The organism is Occallatibacter gabretensis, assembly GCF_001449115.1.
In the GTDB taxonomy this organism is placed as follows: Bacteria; Acidobacteriota; Terriglobia; order Terriglobales; family Acidobacteriaceae; genus Telmatobacter; species Telmatobacter gabretensis.
The window spans coordinates 334778-352923 of sequence record NZ_LAIJ01000009.1; the positions used below are offsets into that span (position 1 = coordinate 334778).

General features: G+C 53.6%; 12 protein-coding genes and 2 tRNA genes. 2 read left to right on the forward strand and 12 right to left on the reverse strand.

Annotated features, from left to right (window positions below):
* The first annotated feature begins 2 nt into the window (after nt 1–2).
* Entirely contained in the window at nt 3–1754 is a 1752-nt protein-coding gene (treZ, locus tag VO84_RS07735) for a malto-oligosyltrehalose trehalohydrolase (RefSeq protein WP_058187056.1), read from the forward strand.
* Here the strand turns inward: treZ and VO84_RS07740 are convergent.
* The 10 genes from VO84_RS07740 to VO84_RS07785 all read right to left on the reverse strand — a co-directional run bounded on the left by VO84_RS07740 (nt 1741) and on the right by VO84_RS07785 (nt 13447).
* Nucleotides 1741–2547 carry a hypothetical protein gene (locus tag VO84_RS07740; RefSeq protein ID WP_197413952.1) on the reverse strand — a complete coding sequence of 269 codons (807 nt, stop codon included), beginning with the start codon at nt 2545–2547 and terminating at the stop codon, nt 1741–1743. The genes treZ and VO84_RS07740 overlap by 14 nt on opposite strands.
* A 66-nt stretch (nt 2548–2613) precedes the next feature.
* Nucleotides 2614–3801: a hypothetical protein gene (locus VO84_RS07745; protein WP_058187058.1), complete on the reverse strand. Its 1188-nt coding sequence runs from the start codon at nt 3799–3801 to the stop codon at nt 2614–2616.
* 66 nt (nt 3802–3867) lie between these two features.
* Entirely contained in the window at nt 3868–7524 is a 3657-nt protein-coding gene (treS, locus tag VO84_RS07750) for a maltose alpha-D-glucosyltransferase (RefSeq protein WP_058187060.1), read from the reverse strand.
* Nucleotides 7525–7558: 34 nt separating this feature from the next.
* The gene (locus VO84_RS07755) at nt 7559–9694 is read right to left on the reverse strand and encodes an alpha-1,4-glucan--maltose-1-phosphate maltosyltransferase (RefSeq protein WP_058188648.1); all 2136 of its coding nucleotides are present in this window, start codon (nt 9692–9694) and stop codon (nt 7559–7561) included.
* A gap of 173 nt (nt 9695–9867) precedes the next feature.
* Nucleotides 9868–9942 (reverse strand) — tRNA-Cys (locus VO84_RS07760).
* 80 nt (nt 9943–10022) lie between these two features.
* A tRNA-Gly gene (locus VO84_RS07765) sits at nt 10023–10097 on the reverse strand.
* A gap of 106 nt (nt 10098–10203) precedes the next feature.
* Nucleotides 10204–11424: an SGNH/GDSL hydrolase family protein gene (locus VO84_RS07770; RefSeq protein WP_197413953.1), complete on the reverse strand. Its 1221-nt coding sequence runs from the start codon at nt 11422–11424 to the stop codon at nt 10204–10206.
* Between the two features lie 68 nt (nt 11425–11492).
* The gene (locus tag VO84_RS07775) at nt 11493–11981 is read right to left on the reverse strand and encodes an NIPSNAP family protein (RefSeq protein ID WP_058187065.1); all 489 of its coding nucleotides are present in this window, start codon (nt 11979–11981) and stop codon (nt 11493–11495) included.
* Between the two features lie 72 nt (nt 11982–12053).
* On the reverse strand, nt 12054–12806 hold the full coding sequence (locus VO84_RS07780; protein WP_058187067.1) for an ABC transporter ATP-binding protein: 753 nt from the start codon (nt 12804–12806) through the stop codon (nt 12054–12056).
* Nucleotides 12807–12826: 20 nt separating this feature from the next.
* The gene (locus VO84_RS07785; protein ID WP_058187069.1) at nt 12827–13447 is read right to left on the reverse strand and encodes a GNAT family N-acetyltransferase; all 621 of its coding nucleotides are present in this window, start codon (nt 13445–13447) and stop codon (nt 12827–12829) included.
* A 406-nt stretch (nt 13448–13853) separates the two neighbouring features.
* Here VO84_RS07785 and VO84_RS07790 point away from each other — a divergent pair, with 406 nt between their 5' ends.
* Nucleotides 13854–14828: an IS1595 family transposase gene (locus tag VO84_RS07790; protein ID WP_058187071.1), complete on the forward strand. Its 975-nt coding sequence runs from the start codon at nt 13854–13856 to the stop codon at nt 14826–14828.
* A gap of 836 nt (nt 14829–15664) precedes the next feature.
* On the opposite strand, the gene VO84_RS07795 is transcribed toward VO84_RS07790, so the two are convergent.
* Together VO84_RS07795 and VO84_RS07800 are read right to left on the reverse strand one after the other, a co-directional pair.
* Nucleotides 15665–16771: a DUF262 domain-containing protein gene (locus VO84_RS07795; protein WP_058187074.1), complete on the reverse strand. Its 1107-nt coding sequence runs from the start codon at nt 16769–16771 to the stop codon at nt 15665–15667.
* A 223-nt stretch (nt 16772–16994) separates the two neighbouring features.
* The gene (locus tag VO84_RS07800; protein WP_058187076.1) at nt 16995–17420 is read right to left on the reverse strand and encodes a hypothetical protein; all 426 of its coding nucleotides are present in this window, start codon (nt 17418–17420) and stop codon (nt 16995–16997) included.
* Between the last annotated feature and the right edge of the window lie 726 nt (nt 17421–18146).

The window sequence follows — 18146 nt, forward strand, 5'->3', positions numbered from 1 at the left end:
ATATGCATACATTTGCAATCTGGGCGCCTTTTGCGAAGCGTGTGTCTATCAGCGTGAATGGGGTTACGCAGGTCATGGAAGGACCCGATCCGCATCAGTGGTGGCGATGGCGCTCTGACACCGGATCAGGTATTAATTATGGTTTTCTGATCGATGACGATTCAAAGGTCTATCCCGATCCGCGCTCAGCATGGCAGCCAAATGGAGTGCATACACTTTCGCGTCTTTATGACCACGATGCCTTTGCCTGGACCGACAAGAAGTTTCAGGCACTTCCTCTTGCCAGCAGCATTGTCTACGAGCTGCACATTGGCACATTCACTCCGGAGGGGACATTCGATGCGGCAATTCAACACCTGGACCACTTAGTTCGCCTTGGCGTGACTCACGTTGAGTTGATGCCCGTGGCGTCTTTTGAAGGGCAGCACGGATGGGGATATGATGGCGTCGCTCTTTACTCCGTGCATGAGCCGTATGGCGGTCCGGATGGATTGAAGCGCTTTGTAAATGCGACTCATGCAAAGGGCCTGGCCGTTCTGCTGGATGTTGTTTATAACCACTTTGGGCCAGCAGGAAATTACACGGGAATATTTGGTCCGTATGTTACAGAAGCGCACCATACTCCCTGGGGCGGTGCAGTCAATCTCGAAGACGCTGAGTCGGACGAGGTGCGACGCTTTTTTTGCGACAATGCTCTGATGTGGCTGCGCGATTTTCACATTGACGGACTTCGCCTGGATGCTGTCCACGCATTTGTCGATCGTTCAGCAATCCATTTTCTGGAACAGCTCGCTACTGAAGTGAAGGCGCTGGAGGCCGCTCTTGCGCGGCGCCTTGTACTTGTTGCAGAAAGCGACCTCAACGATCCACGTGTGGTGACGCCGCGTGAAGCTGGGGGATTAGGGCTCGATGCGCAATGGAGTGACGACTTCCATCATGCATTGTTTGCCGTCCTTAATCCGAATGAGAAACTTGGCTACTATGAAGATTTCGGGACGCTGGCACAGTTGGCCAAAGCACTGAAACATACCTTTGTGTATGACGGAATTTATTCAGACTATCGCAAGCGTATGCATGGCCGGTCGATAGGCGCACTCTCGCAACATTGCTTTCTCGGCTACATTCAGAACCACGACCAAGTAGGCAATCGTGCGGTGGGTGACCGCATCAGCCACACCGCCGGTATGGATCGTGCGAAGATTGCCGCCGCAATGTTTCTCCTGGGCCCCTTTGTGCCCATGTTGTTTCAGGGTGAGGAATGGGCTGCATCGTCTCCGTTCCAATATTTCGCAGACCACGACGATCCTGAACTGGCTCGCCTGGTTTCTGATGGCAGAAAAAAAGAGTTTTCAGCATTTGGATGGGGTCCTCAATCGATTCCCGATCCAGAGAACCCTTCTACATTCGAAGCCTCAAAGCTCAAGTGGGACGAAGTAAATAATGGCGAGCACGCTGAAATGCTGGAATGGTACCAGGCGTTAATTCATCTCAGGCGGAGCACACCGTGCCTCAATAATGGGTCTCCGGGCAACACGCGAGTAATATACGACGAAGCAGCACAATGGATACGCATACAGCGTGGAACCATAATGGTGATTTGCAATCTGAGCCAGCGGGAACAATTGTTCACAGCTACGCAGCCAGCCAGTATAGTGCTTTCTTCAAGAAGCGGAACCAAAATCGATAGACATACTGTCAACCTGCTTCCTGACACGATCGTCGTGTTGAAAGATAATTCTGCTAGAAGTGCCTGATCGTCCTACTCGCAGTGGTGGCATCGTCGGGGATATTAGTACGCTCGCCGGCATGTTCCACGCGACTCTCCAGTGAACGGCTTACGAGATCACGCGATCCCAGGCCCACGGCAAGAGCCAGCGTAAGAACGATTCCCCCGAAGAGAATGCCAAAGGCCAACTCCACAACATTTCCGCCCACCTGAAGATGGTCGAGCACCATTGCCGCAGTTAGAACGAGCACCAGCCACTTTACGCCGAGCGAAAGAATTCTTGCATATTGCAACTGCGCGTTGATGGCGCTGATCAGAACCGAGCGTGCAAGGAATCGCGCAATTAGAATTCCTGCAATCAGCAGCAGAACAGCCCCTACTGCATGAGTCAGATATGGAAGCAATGAAATTGGCAGAGCAGCGCCTGTTGCGTAGGACGTATCGAAGGCTGATACACCAATGATGAGGCCTAGCAGAACGCATCCCCAAAACAAAACGCGAGAGATAATCTCGGACGGAGAACTGGATGGCGCCCAGTCGCTTTTGATTGTGTGCGTTACTCGAGAATCAAACTTCACCCAGCCAAGTAGCTGGCGTGACAGCCAGGAAAGCAATGCACCTGCCAAAGAAAAAATCGCCAACGCCACAAAAAACGCAAGAAGCCCCGGGAGCACGGCGATGAGTTGCGTGAGCACACGATCGAGCGATTGATGCAACGCCGCAGACATGTGCTGCCAGATGGAAGCATTGTCGAAACTTCCCGGAGGGGCCGGCGTATTTACGTCTGCCTGCTGTAGTGCACTATCGATCCTATGTAGCATCGATTTCGCTCCTTTCACCGTTGCGCTGAATCTACTACTCACTTTTAGCGCAAAGGCGATCACGAATCATGAATTAAATCGGTCGGGCCAGCGCCAGCGCGCGACCAAGTAAGGTTTGTCCGCTTCAAACGCAGCAGCAACAGCTTCAATATGGCGCTCTGCTGGAATTCCGGATGCCGTTACATTGATATGGCCCGCAACCCATGCAAGATACAGCGGGATAAGTGCGCCCAATAAGTGGCCGCGGTTAATGGTGCGAAGTCTGTAGGCAATCACAAAGTCATAAATAACGCGCACCCAAAGATTGTCAGGCATGCGAAAAGATGCTGCATCCAGAACGGAACACCGCTTCAGCAAAAGCAGCGAATTCGGCGGAAGAACAAGTGACCATATCTCCTGAAGGTTAGCGTAAGCCAGTTGAAACGCCGACACCATGCGCGCGACATCCGCGGTGCCGTCATCTCCGGGAACATCATTGGCCATTCGGCGAGCCGGAGAGGGCCGCCGTGGCCTCTGCCACAGTGCTGCCTTTGCCTCAATATCTCCGAACAAAGAACCCGTGATCAGCGAAAGAATGGAGTTGATATCGGGATCAGATGGCTGCGGCATCGTGCGTGTACCAACATCGACTTCATCGATGGTGAACCCCGCGGCAACTGCTTCATTGATCGGCCATATCAGTGCTTCGACCTGATTCGCCGCGGAAATGCTCTGCGCCACATTGGCAAGCTGCTCTGCCATCCGAAGCGATAAGCCAAGATCAATTGCAAGCGGGAATCGCGCACGCGATGCAAAGACCGCACGCGTGAGCGGATAAAGAATGGCTGAGTTGATCAGGCCGGCATGCGGCGGCAGTGAGTAATGCGGAATTGCAAGGTCGATAGATGCCTTCAAAACTGCATCCGCAAGGCCGCGCAATGCAACCGGGCTGAGAGAATCCGCACCAGGGCCAAGAAGCAGAATCGCGCGCGCTTCATGTTCGCGCCCATATTGAGCTGCGTTGACAAAATCGGTTGGCGCCAATGCCCATCCCGAGCTGGATTGCTGCGTTGAGATCATTCGCAACCTGCGGGGTTCACCCGTCAGCTCATTCGGCGTTGCGACAATTACACTCTCGGAAGCAAAAGCAGCTTCCAAATTCGTTAATGCTCTAGCGAGCTGCTCAGATGGCATGGCACTGACCAGAACCAACAGATCGGCTGTCGATCGCTCAGCAATCGAAGTGTCTTCAGGTACTGGGCTCGTCGTCGCCATCGTTCTCCGGAAAGACCTAATGCATCGGGGGCAAAAGCAAACAAAACAGCTTAGTGTGAATAGTTCCTATAAGGTTAGGATGCTATTTATTGGGATGTGGACCCAGGCAGGCCTATTATTCAGTTCATACAGTACTTCATAAAGCGCTTTTTCAAGCAGATACCCATCGAGCAGTATCTGAGCCTCCGCAGGCGGCGGCAACAGGACCGGATTTACCGCCATGACATCGCGATAAGACGAAAGAAATTCGGCGGTCGCAGTGTGCTGCCATAACCTGGCCCAGTCTGCCAGAGCGTTTGGATCGGCTGCAAGCCCCTCACCTCGTGCAGTAACCGCGCGATCGATTGATGCAAACGCAGCATAAGAGAACGAGCGCATCATGCCGACAACGTCCTTTAGAGGCGATTGCTTCCTGCGCCGCTCCTCGATGGGACGAGCAGGTTCACCCTCAAAATCGATCAGCATGAAATCGCTCTGGCCCACCGACGATGCATCCTTGCCGGCATCGAGGCCGGTTACGCGTAAGGTCTGGCCTAGATGATAGTCGCCGTGGATGCGAATACGCTGCCCGGAGGTTTTTGCTGTTGCCATTTGACGCACACGCTGAATGAGCTCAGGCCTGCGAGAAAGCAGCAGCGCCGCACGATCGCAAACGGCATCGTCCAGCTTGGGAAGCCTGGCTTTAAGAGCGTCAAAGACGGACTTGATCTGTGCTTCAATGCGTTCGACATCGCGGGCAAGATCTTCTTTCAGAAGCGGTTCAGGAGCGAAAGAAGGGAGATCAGTGCCTTTTGCCAGTGCGAGATGTAACTCAGCGGTACGTCTGCCAAGTAATGCTGCTGCTTCGAGTGTCGCTCGCACAGGCTCCAGTGATTTCGGAATGGGTTTGTGTTCGCTAAGCCAAGTGGGAACGGGTGAAAGCTCGGGAGCGGGCTTTTCCGAAACGCTTGAAAGCCCTTTGGAAAGCTCATTGAGGAACCACTCCCAACCATCGCCCTCGTTCTGCACCATTCCCTGCAGGATGGCCAGGGTTGTTTTCACTCCATCGCCTGAGCTGATCGAAATTTCGCCCAGAAAAGGCGGTATTGCCGGATAATGCGCGACCTCTGTGAGAAAACGCCCGATTTCTACATCCGGATTCTCTTCCGGCTGCAGCCGCCGGTAAATCTTCAGGAATAGCTGTTTTCCATACAAGACAGACGTGTTCGACTGTTCTGCTGAGCCGACGCGTGAAGAGAGCTGCGCACTCCGGAGAGGAAACGCGCTCGATGCACGCGCGGCAAACTGATTCCCTTCATGAGGCGCATCGCCCGCGAAAGGAGATTCGCGTGATTGCAGTCGCTGAGCATCAGACGATTCTTTTACCGGAGTAGCTGTGCGCGGAGGCGCAGCGGCTTCTCCAGGCTGTGCGCTGAGCGGCGCCGGCGAAACCGCAGGGATGATCTCAGCAGGCATCTCCGATGCGCCAATCGCCGGTGTCTTCGGCGTCGCGGCAGCTATCTGCGTCGCGGTTCCGATCTCCAAAACAGGAAGTGTTGCATTGCTCACGATCAATTTCAGTAATTCGTCGCGGCAATCCGCGCGAACAAGCGCATCGTGAAGAACAGCCAAGCCGCTGGCAGTCGTCAATTTTGCAACAATGCTTTCCGGATGATTCACAGTAATCTCATCCAGGTCCGCACCTGTACTGATCGCAAGCGGCATCTGATAAACGTCGGGCTTGCCTTCAAAGTACGAGACGTCAAAGAAGACCAGCGCGGGAGGAATCGCCGCCGATTTGTTTGTGCCGTTCTCAGCAAAGCCATCTGATTTGGGCCCCATCGGCAGCTCCGTCCAGTTGCGAACCCGGACCGACTCAATCGTGCGTGTCTTTGCGCCAAACCAGCGTTTCTTTGGCAACCAATCTCGAAGAGCCGGCTCAAGCATTGCTGCACCGGCACTTGCAAAAAATTCCGCCCAGCCACCTGCGAAGCCCGCGGGTGCAGAAAAACCTTCCGATGCGAGCGACGCCGATGTTTCGATGTTTAAATCCAACGGCAATTCCTCCGCGCTCGGGGTGACAGCCTGCAACTCAAGCCATAGAAATGAATATGGCGCCAGCGTGATGGAATAGGGCTCCTGCGTGATCGCGGGAAACGGTACGTAACCAAGCATCTCCACTGGCCCATAACCGGCGTACTCCGATAGATCAAGCGATACTGGTTGTGCGAAGCGGCTGAGGTTCGCAACACAAAGCACAGTCTCACGAAATCCATCATCCAGATCGAGGTTGCGAAGGTAAGCGAGAACTTTACGATTCGTGGGATTGAGAAATGTAAGCGTGCCGCGACCAAACACCTTGAACAGCTTTCGCAGCGCAATCATGTTGCGGGTCCAGTGCAGCAGGCTTGACTGGTCGCTGAGTTGCGCTTCCACGTTCACTACCTGATAGCCATAAATCGGATCCATCACGACTGGGAAATAGAGACGCGCCGGATCGCATTTGGAAAACCCTGCATTGCGATCCGATGTCCATTGCATCGGCGTACGCACTCCATTGCGGTCGCCAAGATAGATGTTGTCGCCCATGCCGATCTCGTCGCCGTAGTAAAGAATCGGCGTTCCCGGAAAACTGAGCAGCAGTGAGTTCAGCAATTCAATGCGGCGACGATTGTTATCCACCAGCGGAGCCAGACGCCGCCGAATGCCCACGTTGACACGCATGCGCGGGTCCGCAGAATAAGCGAAATACATGTAGTCGCGCTCGTCGTCTGTCACCATTTCGAGCGTCAATTCATCATGATTGCGCAGGAACAGTCCCCACTGGCAGTTATCAGGAATCGGTGGGGTCTGCGCCATGATGTCGCTGATCGGCAAGCGGTCTTCCTGCCGAAGCGCCATATAGATGCGCGGCATGAGCGGAAAATGAAATGCCATGTGGCACTCATCACCATCGCCGAAGTATGGACGCACATCTGCAGGCCACTGGTTTGCTTCAGCCAGAATGAGCCGGTTGGCATACTCTGCGTCAATCACAGCGCGCAATTTCTTGATGACCACATGAGTTTCAGGCAGGTTTTCGCATGTCGTTCCATCCCGCTCGCAAAGATACGGGATCGCATCCATGCGCAGCGCATCCACGCCCATATCGAGCCAGAAGCGCATTGCCGTGAGCACCTCTTCCATCACCTGCGGGTTGTCATAATTCAAATCAGGCTGATGCGAAAAGAAGCGATGCCAATAATATGCCTTCGCGGTCTCATCCCAGGTCCAATTGGATTTTTCCGTATCCGTGAAAATGATGCGTGCGTCTTTGTATTTCTGGTCGGTGTCTGACCAGACATACATCTCGCGCTCTGGCGAACCGGGAGCAGCCAGCTTGGCTGCTTTGAACCATGGATGCTGATCGCTCGTATGGTTGATGACAAGCTCAATCATCACTTGCATGCCGCGCTGATGAGCAGCATCCAGAAACGCCTTGAAGTCACTCAGCGTGCCATAAGACGGATTCACATCTGTGTAGTTCGCAATGTCATAGCCATCATCACGCAGCGGCGATGGAAAGAACGGCAAGATCCAGATACAGGTAACGCCTAACTCCTTGAGATAGTCGAGACGCGTCAGCAGCCCTTGGAAATCGCCGATCCCATCATTGTTTGAATCGGCAAATGCCCGAATGTGCAGTTCATAAATAACCGCATCTTTGTACCAGAGTGGATCTGTCGTACTGGCAATCTTTTTCACGCATCTATCTCCGGACAGTTCGTGCAATACAGCATTAGGACAAACGCTTCACGCGAAATATATGCGCCGGCTTGGTGCCCGGCTGAAGCGCGACATAATTGTGATTCCCCCACGTGTACTGAGCACCATTCAGCAGATCATCTACCAGAAAGCTTTCATTGGGCGAACAACCGATTTTATCGAGATCAAGGCTTGCCCAGCCGATCTGCTCGTTGGTCGAATCAAGATTGACCACCACCAGAATCGTATTTTCAAAGTCAGGCGTGGTCTTCGAATAGCAAATCATTTGCGGATTATCAACGGTATGAAAATGCAATGACGTGTTCGACTGCAGTGCGCGATTTTCATGGCGAATCTGGTTAAGTTTCGAAATCAGCGGAACCAGTGAATCCGGGGCGTTGCGATCACGCTGCCGAATCTCATACTTCTCGCTATCAAGATACTCTTCCGATTCGGTTTTACCTGGTGCCGGCCTGGCGGGGGCGCTTTCCGCCAGCTCATATGCCGGGCCGTAAATGCCGTAATTCGCCGTCAAGGTTGCGGCCAGAATCACGCGATGCATAAACGCCGAACGCCCCCCCTCCTGCAAAGTTTTATGCAGAATGTCCGGAGTATTCGGCCAGAAATTTGGACCAAAGAAATCGCTGATCGGCGGCTGCGTAATCTCTTCGAGATAACTCTCGAGCTCTGGCTTTGTGTTGCGCCACGTGAAGTACGTGTACGACTGCGTAAAGCCCCGCTTCGCCAGGCTATACATTACATGCGGCCGCGTAAATGCCTCTGCGAGAAAGATCGTCTCTGGATATTTGCTCCGCAATTTATCCAGGCACCACTCCCAGAAGAGCAGTGACTTGGTATGCGGGTTATCTACGCGAAAGACGTGCACGCTGCGCTGAATCCAGAATTCAAAGACCGAATACAGCTCGTCCCATAAGGCGCGCCAGTCGGATGACTCAAAGTTCAGCGGATAAATGTCCTGGTATTTCTTCGGCGGATTCTCGGCATATTGAATCGAGCCATCCGGCCGGATGATGAACCAATCCGGATGCGCCATCACCCAGGGATGATCTGGCGAGCATTGGAACGCAATGTCCAATGCGATCTCCATTCCATGCTGCTTCGCAGAGTTCACAACGCTCTCAAAATCCGCGAACGTTCCAAGCTGCGGGTGAATCGATTTGTGCCCACCTTGATCTTCTGAGACCTTTTTGCCGGCCTTCTTGCTCGCGCTCGCAGGCGCGCTTACTTCCACTTCCCTATCGCCAATGGCCCACGGACTTCCCAGTGCTTCAGGCGGTGCTTCCGTTGCGTTGTTTGGGCCTTTGCGAAATGCGCGTCCGATGGGATGGATGGGCGGCATGTAGAGAATGTCGAAGCCCATCGCAGCAATTTCGGGCAGCTGCTTCTCCACGTCGCGAAAGGTTCCATGCTGGCCGGGAACGGGAGATGCCGACCGCGGAAATAGCTCATACCAGGTAGAAAACTGCGCTCGCTCACGGTCAACCCAGATCCGCAGCTCCGTCTCTAACTCGGAAGCATTTGCCAGATCCGGATACCGCGCCATCAGCTCCATCAGCGCTTCATCGCAAGGATCGTCGTACGTCGATCGTTTTTCTTCCGCCAACTTTTCGAAGTTCGCTGCAATCTCTCGTAAGCGCTTGGCGTCATTTCGCCGTGCGCGGTTTGCCGCTTCATGCACAAGTTGAGCCCCGGTGCTAAGCGCAAGCGCAACGTCTTGCGCCGCGGGATTCGAGCCGATCTCGATTCCCGAACCTGAATCTGCCGCAGCGGTTGAAGCTGCATCAGCAGGCGCGGAGGTGGGGTCGGGAGCGTTCTGGGCGGCAAGGCGCTTTTTGAAATCCTTAGCCCAGGTTGCGAAGTGGTCTACCCATCCCTGAAGGGTGAAGCGCCAGGCACCGAGCTTGTCCACCTGAAATGTGCTGCTCCAGAGGTCATTACCATTTGCCAGCATGGGAGCTAACCGCCAGCGGGAGTCGCTTGAATGGCGATAAAGCAAGCGAGCGGCCAACTCATCTTTGCCGTCTGCAAAAATGGCCGCTGTCACGTTGACTACATCGCCCAGAATCCGCCGCACGGGGTACAAACCAGCATCTATCTGAGGATCCACGTCTTCAATCACGACGCGCTTGCGACCATGTACTGCCTTCATTCCCACCCATCCCTCAAGGACGAAAGTTACGTCTGCAGCTTGGCAACTCAGGAGAGCAAAGATCGCCATGGATTCCTGAAATGGATGCAAGAGCAGCAGTAGTTAGAGATGCAATGCAGGAAATCCGGGTTGTTGTTCGGGTGTGGCGTAGTTGCCTGAAGATGGATGAAGATTGGAGGCGCGGGTCGGGATCGAACCGACGCATAAAGGTTTTGCAGACCTCTCCCTTACCACTTGGGTACCGCGCCCCGGCAAGGCTGCCAATCTGATGAGGTGTAACGCTCCCAATCCACCGTAGCCTTTCCAGCCTGGCGGCCGGAGGGCGGATTGGAGCGGGAGACGAGATTTGAACTCGCGACCCTCGCCTTGGCAAGGCGATGCTCTACCACTGAGCTACTCCCGCTTGTTGCAATATTAAGTATACAAATCGACCCGGCCTGGGTCAAACCCGGGCGTCATGCCGAGCCCGTGAATTTTCGACTGCCTGGAAGCGAAAATCGCGCGCCGCACTACCGAAAAAGAGACAGGTTGATTGCATCCGCCATCGCCTGATAGCCGGCATCATTCGGATGAAGGTGATCCGCTGATGCAAATCGCTGCAGCAGCCTGCCTGGGTGATCCGGATCGCGCACAACGGCGTCGAAATCCACCACGCCGTCAAACGCTCCACTCGTCCGAATCCACTGGTTCACAGCCTGCCGTATTTGCTCCTTGGCTTCTGTGTGGTAACCCGTTATTGGCACTCCTTCACAAGACATGATCGTCGATCCAATGACTCGGATATTGCGGGCATGTGCGCGGGCAATCAGCTTCTTGTATGCGCCGGTGATGTCTTCCACCGTCGGCGCGCCATTCGCAGGAGCAAGATGCAGATCGCCAAATGAAGCCCCGGGGAAGCCAATGTCGTTTGTGCCTTCTAACAGCACGATGTAGGCAATTCCCGGCACAGACAGCGCATCCCGATCAAAACGAGCTATACCTGAAGCGCCAAAGCTGGCGACAGGACCTTCGTGGAGCAGACGATTTCCAGCCAGACCTTCATTGACCACTGCAAACTGAGTGCCGCCGTGCGTCTCTTCCAGGCGTCGAAATAAATCGCTCGGCCACATGCGGTCGGCCTCCGGCGTGCTTCCATCGCCATCTACAGTGGAGTCTCCGAACGCCACAATGACGCGCTGGTTTGGCTGGGCCGGAACCAGCACGGTGCTTAGAAACACTGAGCTGTCGGACTCTTTTCCGCTTTGTATCGCTGCATCGTGCGTATGGTCGCCGCTGGCCGAAATCACCGCGCGCCTTAATGCCAGCCCATGCCCCGTCACGGAAGTGACAGGCTTGGGGAGGTATAGGCTTACGCTGATTTCTGCGCCATTCTTTACCGGAAAATCCACCGGATCACTCAGCGTTGAGGCGCCTGGCGGAATGAGAATCGACTCCTGCCCATCGAACTTCACGGCATGAATGGAATCCGGGACCACGCCGGCCGGACCTTGCGCTATTGCTATGCTGACACGCCCTAGCTGCAGCGGCGCGGAACCGAATTCATTGGAGAGACGAATGCGGATCTGCTTGCCGCCGACTGTTACAACAAGGCGCTCCCGCACGGTCTGATTGTTCAGGTTCGTGAGGGGTTCACTTGGATCCGGGTCCATGACCGACTGGCTCGCCGTCCAGGAGGCAATCCATTGGGGCTGCTTGGGCTGCTGACTCGCCGCGAAATGGGAGAGCAACACAAGAGGAAGGAGCAGAATAATCTTTTGGAATGCAGGACTCTGTTGCAGACGCTTCGCCCTTTCCATTGCTATTTCATCTCAGAATAGACAGACGGCCGCATGAATACTTCGTCTACCTTGTACTTCCCGTCGACTTGCTGGATAAGAGGTATGGCGGCCGTGCGATAGGGCGGAAACGCCGGATCGGAATGCAGTGCGCTCCAGTTTGTCTCGGCGGCTTGACGGCTGGGATGATCGAGGAGGTATACAAAGGTGTTTTCCCACGCAGGATCTTTGCTGTCGGCTACCCAATATCCGACGGCTTTGAGGCCATGCTTGGATTGCAGTTTGGAGACATCCTGGAAGATGGATTCGAGGTCAGAAGTCTTACCGGGCAGCGTGTGGTAGACCATTAATTCGAAGACGTGATCCGAGTCTGCTTCTACTACCTGCGGGTGGGGTATGCGGGCAGAAAAGAACGTGCCGGCGAGGAAAGAGATTAACGCAATCGCTGCCACGCCTGACATTTTCACCATTTTGCGGCTGAATGTCTGATGGGAAACATTGGTGGTGTCCACAGAGGCTCCTCGCAAGTCTGAGTTTCCAGAAAGTCGAAGCATATCGGAGCAGGCTGTGCCTGCCAAGAGATATCAGACTGCCGGGGGCACGAATCCGGCTGCTGTGGGCCTTGCCACGCTACCGTTTTCTACCTTCACAATTTCGCCGTCGCGCATGTGGAGGATGCGGTCTGCCACCTGGGCGGCCTCGGGGTTGTGTGTGATCATCAGCACGGTCTGGCCCAGTTCGCGGTTGGAGCGCTCAAGCATGTTGAGCACGGCTTCAGAGTTCTTCGTGTCCAGGTTGCCGGTGGGCTCGTCGGCCAGTACCAGGGCCGGACGGGTGATGAGCGCGCGGGCGATGGCCACGCGCTGCTGCTCGCCGCCGCTCAGCTCGGAGGGACGATGCTTGAGCCGGCCCTTGATGGAGAGCAGATCGCTGAGGTGGTCGAGGAACGGATGATCAAGCGGCTCTTTGCGACCGCTTACGGTGTAGGCCACTTCAATATTGCCCATGGCTGAGAGCGTGGGGAGCAGATTGAATTTTTGAAAGATGAAGGAGATGCGGTGCTTGCGCAGCCGGGTGCGTTCGGCGTCATCCAGTGTGGCGAAATCCACGCCGTCGATGACGATGCGGCCAGTGGTGGCCTGGGTGAGTCCGCCCAGCAGATAGAAGAGTGTGGATTTGCCGGAGCCGGAGGGGCCGACGATGGCGACGAACTCGCCGCGCTTGATGGAAAATGAGACGCCACGAACGGCGGGAACTTCAAGCCGGCCTGACCGGTAGGTCTTGGTCAGCTTTTCGGCAACAATCATGGGCGAATCAGTTGGGTCCGGCACATGCATGATTGTATATGGGTGGGAGACTATTCCTTGACGGCATCCATGATGGTCTTAATCGGCAGGAACATTTCCAATCCAGTATCACCCTCTTTAAATGTTTGGAAACCAAACTTGTCTTTATAATAAGTAGCTACTTTTCTATCGAGAGCATCCAGCGTCAAGGCGTAAAGACCGGCGTGTTGGGCAATTTTAGCTGTACGCTGGATGGCATCCATCATTAAGAGCTTTCCAATACCTCTCGATTGATAGTCCGCGTGAATGCCAATCATGCCTAAATACACCGCCGGAACCGCTTCTACACGTTCAAACTTCGCATCAGACGTGTTATCTAAATGCAAGGCAGACTCGTCTTTGGCCCCAAGCTTGTACGAAGTTAGAGACAGATAGTAATAGCCAATAACATCCTGTGATGTGCCATAACAAGCCACAAACACGCGCACCATAAACGCATCATTGTTTTTGCGTGCGTTATTACGACAGTAGTTCTGGATGGTTTGATTTGTGCAAACAAAAGCCCCTCTCCGGTGTTCACTGGAGAGGGGCTCTATACGAATCGCATCTAAATTGAATGCCAGTTCTTCCTGGCTCGCGGAGACGAGAGCAGGCTCTTTAGTTGAGTTGTCGGCTCCGGTGGATTTTTGCATGTTTGAATGAGCTTATTATACTCAGCCTCGCTGATTTCCTGCACAGCGGGAAACCGCCCCTCTTCAACTAATAATGCAGCCATCTCTCCTCCTTCTCGGCGCGTTATGTCGACATTGTCGACAATCTGACAGGCCGTCGCTTAATGAATTCAATACAACCCAAGTGTACATCGACTGTGCTTCAAACTTCAATAGAAGTATTCGATTCATGCCACACTCACATCACCATCAATTCGCTTCATTGCTGCAAGTTTGATAGATGCTTGCCATGATGCAGCCACCATGAGAATACGAGAGGCAACTGCAAACAGAGTAGCGCCTTCTCGGCTTGCCTAATTGTGCATTAAATCGTCCTATAGGCAAGAATATACTTGACTCATCAGACCTAATCGGCTAACGTAGATACATGAGCACGGAACCCAAGACGCTACAGCAAGCAATCATCTACTTCTCCAACCCTGATAACTGTGTGAGCTACATGGTAGATCGGCGCTGGCCGAACGGTGTTATTTGCCCTACCTGCGGTCGCACGGATGCGGCCTATGTACCCGCACGGCGCGTATGGCAGTGCAAGACGCGGCATCCTAAGAGCCAGTTCAGTGCCAAGGTCGGTACGGTTATGGAAGACTCGCCGATTGGCTTGGATAAGTGGCTTGCGGCAATGTGGCTGGTAGCGAATTCAAAGAACGGCGTTAGCTCTTGGGAAGTGCATCGCTCGCTGGGCATCACGCAAAAGACGGCGTGGTTTCTCCTGCACCGCATTCGTTTGGCAATGGGCCAGGATACATCAGAGCCTATGGGCGGCGAAGGGCCATTCGAAGTAGACGAGACTTTCGTTGGGCCTGATCCTCGCAAGATGCATGCTAACAAGCGGCAAGAACGGTACAAGGCTCTCAGCGCCCGTCCCAAGACTCCTGTAATGGGAATGCTTGACCGTGACAGCCGTCAGGTTCGCGCCAAGGTTGTGCCGAACGTCAAGCGCGAGACTTTGCAGGGAGCAATCCTAGACCAAATCCAGAAGGGATCAACTGTCTACACTGACCGCGCTACTGGCTATGACAATCTAGCCGCTCAAGAGTACATCCATGAGACGGTCAACCATGTGGAAGAGTATGTGCGCGGTCAGATTCACACGCAGGGCATTGAGAACTTTTGGGCGCTGATGAAGCGTGGCCTCAAGGGAACATACATTGCAGTCGAGCCGTTTCACTTGGACCGCTACATTGGGGAGCAAGTATTCCGCTACAACAACCGGGCAACAAAAGACAATCCGCTGACTGATTCGGATCGCTTCGCATTCGCAGTCACACAGATTGTTGGCAAGCGTTTGACCTACGCAGAGTTGACCGGGAAGGAGTTGAAAAAACCGGACGCTTTCTAAGCGAGAGGCGAAGCGTCAGGGACGGGGGCAGCGGAAGGTTTAGACTTCCGTTTCGTTCCTTTTTTGGGGCCGCGCTTCTTCGGATTAGATTCTGCTTTGGCGCGGTATGCTGACTCACGTCGCTTCATCTCTTCGTGAGATACGGACAGAACCGCTTCCACTACTTTTGTGAACGCTGCGTATTCGGCAGAGTGTCTCATCTACTCGGATTTTAACACTCTCTACTGTAAGGCTGCTGTAGCAACCGCTATCAAGTCGTCCGTCCAAGATTCAAGCACAGTCCTTCCCCCAGGAGTGTAGTTGTTTAATTGAAATACTCTTGTCCTGGGATGCCGCCCCGTGAAGTTCCCAGACCGAATTGCCTGTTCTGCGGTTTGCTTTTTTCGGTGCGCATAAAAATTTCTTACTTCCCTCAGATAGTTCGCGGGCGAATTTACGGCACCTAATGCCGCCGAAACCGTAGTTAGGTTTTGAATGTTTAGCCTTTGTGCGGCGCGGATGCATTGATCTGACGCGTACCACTTTGGCTCGTTGAGTCTTCCACCAGATAGGCTCATCAGTACAGGAACAACGTCTCCCCTGCTCTTGATTGTGGGCAAGCTAGTGCTGAGTCTTATTCCCCCAAGTGTTTCAGTCCTGCCGTAAGCCGAGAGAACGATCAATTCTCGGCAGAACCTTGCCCATGAGTCGTGAAGTCTAATAACTACCAGTTCGCCAGCGAAGTGGCCTTGGCGGTGATCAGTACTTGCGCCAAACCGCGAGAACTCCTCGCGAAGCCACTCGGCTTCCCAAGTGAACTTACGTAATATGTTCTCAAAGGCGGTTCGGCGCATGACTTAATCAATCGATTCGGATGTAAGAGCCCTTACAAATTCCGGGAATCTCACGCGCCGACTGGCAATTTTATGTGCAAAGTCTCGCGCTTTCCAGAACGCTACGAAAGGCTCTGGTGGCTCATCTGCGCCAGAGGTGACGGATGCAAGGGTCAGAAGATTATCTTGCACCTGCTCAATATTCGGATTGAGTACCTTTCGCTCTAGCACTTCTGTCGGCTTTATGTCTCCGCTTGGGATTCCAACCATAGAGTAAGCGACAGCACTAAAGAGCATGAGAAGTGGAGCAGGATTCATTATCGACGTTCCCTTGAGAAACGGTCCATAGGCATCCCTAATCTTGCTCATTACTGCATTGAAGTTAGGGACGGTCTGGGCATCAAAGCCAGAATCATATTTGTTGTAAAGTGTGTCTATTTTTGGCTGCCCTCCGTCCTTCACTCCCTCAAGCAAAACTCCGAACATTTCAGCGGTAAGAGAGTCATCCATCATTCGAACTCGTTCCCTGACGCTAAGAACGTCAAATTCCTCCCAAAAACTAGCCCAGGCCCTTGAAGCATTTCGAACGGCCCACTTGAACTCCCCCTGATACTTTCCGTGGCGCTTCTCTGGGGCGTTGAGAGTTACTGTGTAGGAGTTCAATCGCGCGAATACTTCGAGAACATCATCTGTGGATGCGTTAAGCAATTGGTCTACGGCAATTGCGTATCCAAGAAAACTCTCCTGCTGTTCAGGGGTAAGAGTGGAATACTTTTTACCGGCGAACTCAGAAGCTCGCTTTGAAAGAGCGAAACCATCCTCAGCAAAGCTCATAATCGCTCGAAGGCGCTGTTGGCCGTCTACCACTTCCCTAATTGATTTCTTAGTGACGACATCGACGCGAGTCCTCAGATAAACCTTAGGAATGGGCAACTGGCGAAGAATTGTATCAATCAGGAACGTTTTAGCGGCAGGACTCCACACGTCTCCCCTTTGAAAATCGGGGTTTAGTATCAGAGCCTTTTTTTGGTGCCATTCCAGAAAGTCCGAAACGCGATATTGTTCGAGAATTGAAGGCATCCAGTTCCTTGAGGGCACGAAGCCAGGTGTGAGATCGAAGGTTTCAATCATACGCGACCCCCTTGCGAGAAGTCGCGCACAATGCTTTCGCCAGCTCCAGCGCCGAAAACGGCACAAGCCAAGGATAGCAGAGTTGATGAGACAGGTATATTATTACCGTCCTATATTATTCGATTCATTGATCTTAATTCATTTTTATGGTGTTTACTGATTGTGCAATAGAGCCGGTGAAAGTGGTTACTTTCTATAATAAATTGAAATTTTTTCCTTTTTTTCATGCGGCTGGCTGGACTTGCTCCCGGAGCTGGAGCTTTGTTTTCTGGCGTTCTTCGCGGGACTGGGCTAGGGCGATTTTGGCGTTGGCGTGCGCGATTTTGGCTGCGGATAGCCGCTGCTGGTCTTCTGCGCGAACGGTCTGCATGACGACCCTGGCGGTGGCCAGCATGGCATTGCCATCTTTCGGCTTGATGACGCTGATGGCGATGCCGTGGTTGATGCAGGTGGCGTAATCCTTAATATCCTGAATGGAGGCGAGATCAGGAAGGTTGGCGAGATAGTTCTCGGCGGCGATGTCAGCGGATTGGTAGTCGGAGACGTTGAGGCCTTTGCAATCTGCAATGGCGCGGTTGCGGGCCTGGCAGCAGCGTTGAACGGCGGGGTTGCGGGTTTCCTTGTGAATGCATGGACGTGCGTGGCGCATGATGGGTCTCCTTTGGACGGGAAAAACAGAAAGGCCGCGCGGGTGCGCGGCCTTCTGTTTTGCTCTCTATGTCTATTGTCTACAAATGGGGGAAATAATGTGCAAAGTGCGCGAAAAATCTTGACCTTTAGAATGAGTGGGTTAGAAAATATTTTCGGCGCGGGGGCTTGACAAGATTTCCACAGGGGCTGACTGAGAGGTGTGGGGCCCACCCTTGCGACAAAAACAACTACGTCGCAAGAATCCGCCCACACGGCTTTTGTGGCGCTACTGGGGAAAGCAACCACAAGAACAACCGCAGATCCTTCGATGCCCTCACCCCAGCGACGAAGACCTGTCGCCCGGAGGCCCCGATTCGCCTGAAAAACGGCTACGCTCAGGATGTCAGGCTTCAATAGGGACGCGAGTGGAAGCGCCGTCCCGCCCTTCCCTACCCCATCGCACAAAGATCGCACGCGGGTGACCCAGTGGCGCGATGAAACTGCGCCAAGGATGGGGCATCCGCCCAGTGTGGTAGTAAAAGGGCGCTAAAGCTGTCCAGAATCGGGCAAAAACGGGCAATTTCGGGAGAAATACCCATAAAAGCCAACAAAACTTGTGGAAAAGCCTGCTTTTTGCCTTGACTTTGAGTACCTTCAGGCCGCATGGTGTTGAACGGTAGGGTTCTCCGGACCCGCATGAATACAGGGGTTTCGTTCACACGTTGCCTCAGTCGACTCCCTCCAT

What these genes read in the sequence shown, in the direction of transcription:
- treZ (WP_058187056.1), top strand. Translation starts at nt 3, where the DNA reads ATGCATACATTTGCAATCTGGGCGCCTTTTGCGAAGCGTGTGTCTATC.
- VO84_RS07740 (WP_197413952.1), bottom strand. Translation starts at nt 2,547, where the DNA reads ATGCTACATAGGATCGATAGTGCACTACAGCAGGCAGACGTAAATACG.
- VO84_RS07745 (WP_058187058.1), bottom strand. Translation starts at nt 3,801, where the DNA reads ATGGCGACGACGAGCCCAGTACCTGAAGACACTTCGATTGCTGAGCGA.
- VO84_RS07755 (WP_058188648.1), bottom strand. Translation starts at nt 9,694, where the DNA reads ATGAAGGCAGTACATGGTCGCAAGCGCGTCGTGATTGAAGACGTGGAT.
- VO84_RS07780 (WP_058187067.1), bottom strand. Translation starts at nt 12,806, where the DNA reads ATGCATGTGCCGGACCCAACTGATTCGCCCATGATTGTTGCCGAAAAG.
- VO84_RS07785 (WP_058187069.1), bottom strand. Translation starts at nt 13,447, where the DNA reads ATGCAAAAATCCACCGGAGCCGACAACTCAACTAAAGAGCCTGCTCTC.
- VO84_RS07790 (WP_058187071.1), top strand. Translation starts at nt 13,854, where the DNA reads ATGAGCACGGAACCCAAGACGCTACAGCAAGCAATCATCTACTTCTCC.
- VO84_RS07795 (WP_058187074.1), bottom strand. Translation starts at nt 16,771, where the DNA reads ATGATTGAAACCTTCGATCTCACACCTGGCTTCGTGCCCTCAAGGAAC.
- VO84_RS07800 (WP_058187076.1), bottom strand. Translation starts at nt 17,420, where the DNA reads ATGCGCCACGCACGTCCATGCATTCACAAGGAAACCCGCAACCCCGCC.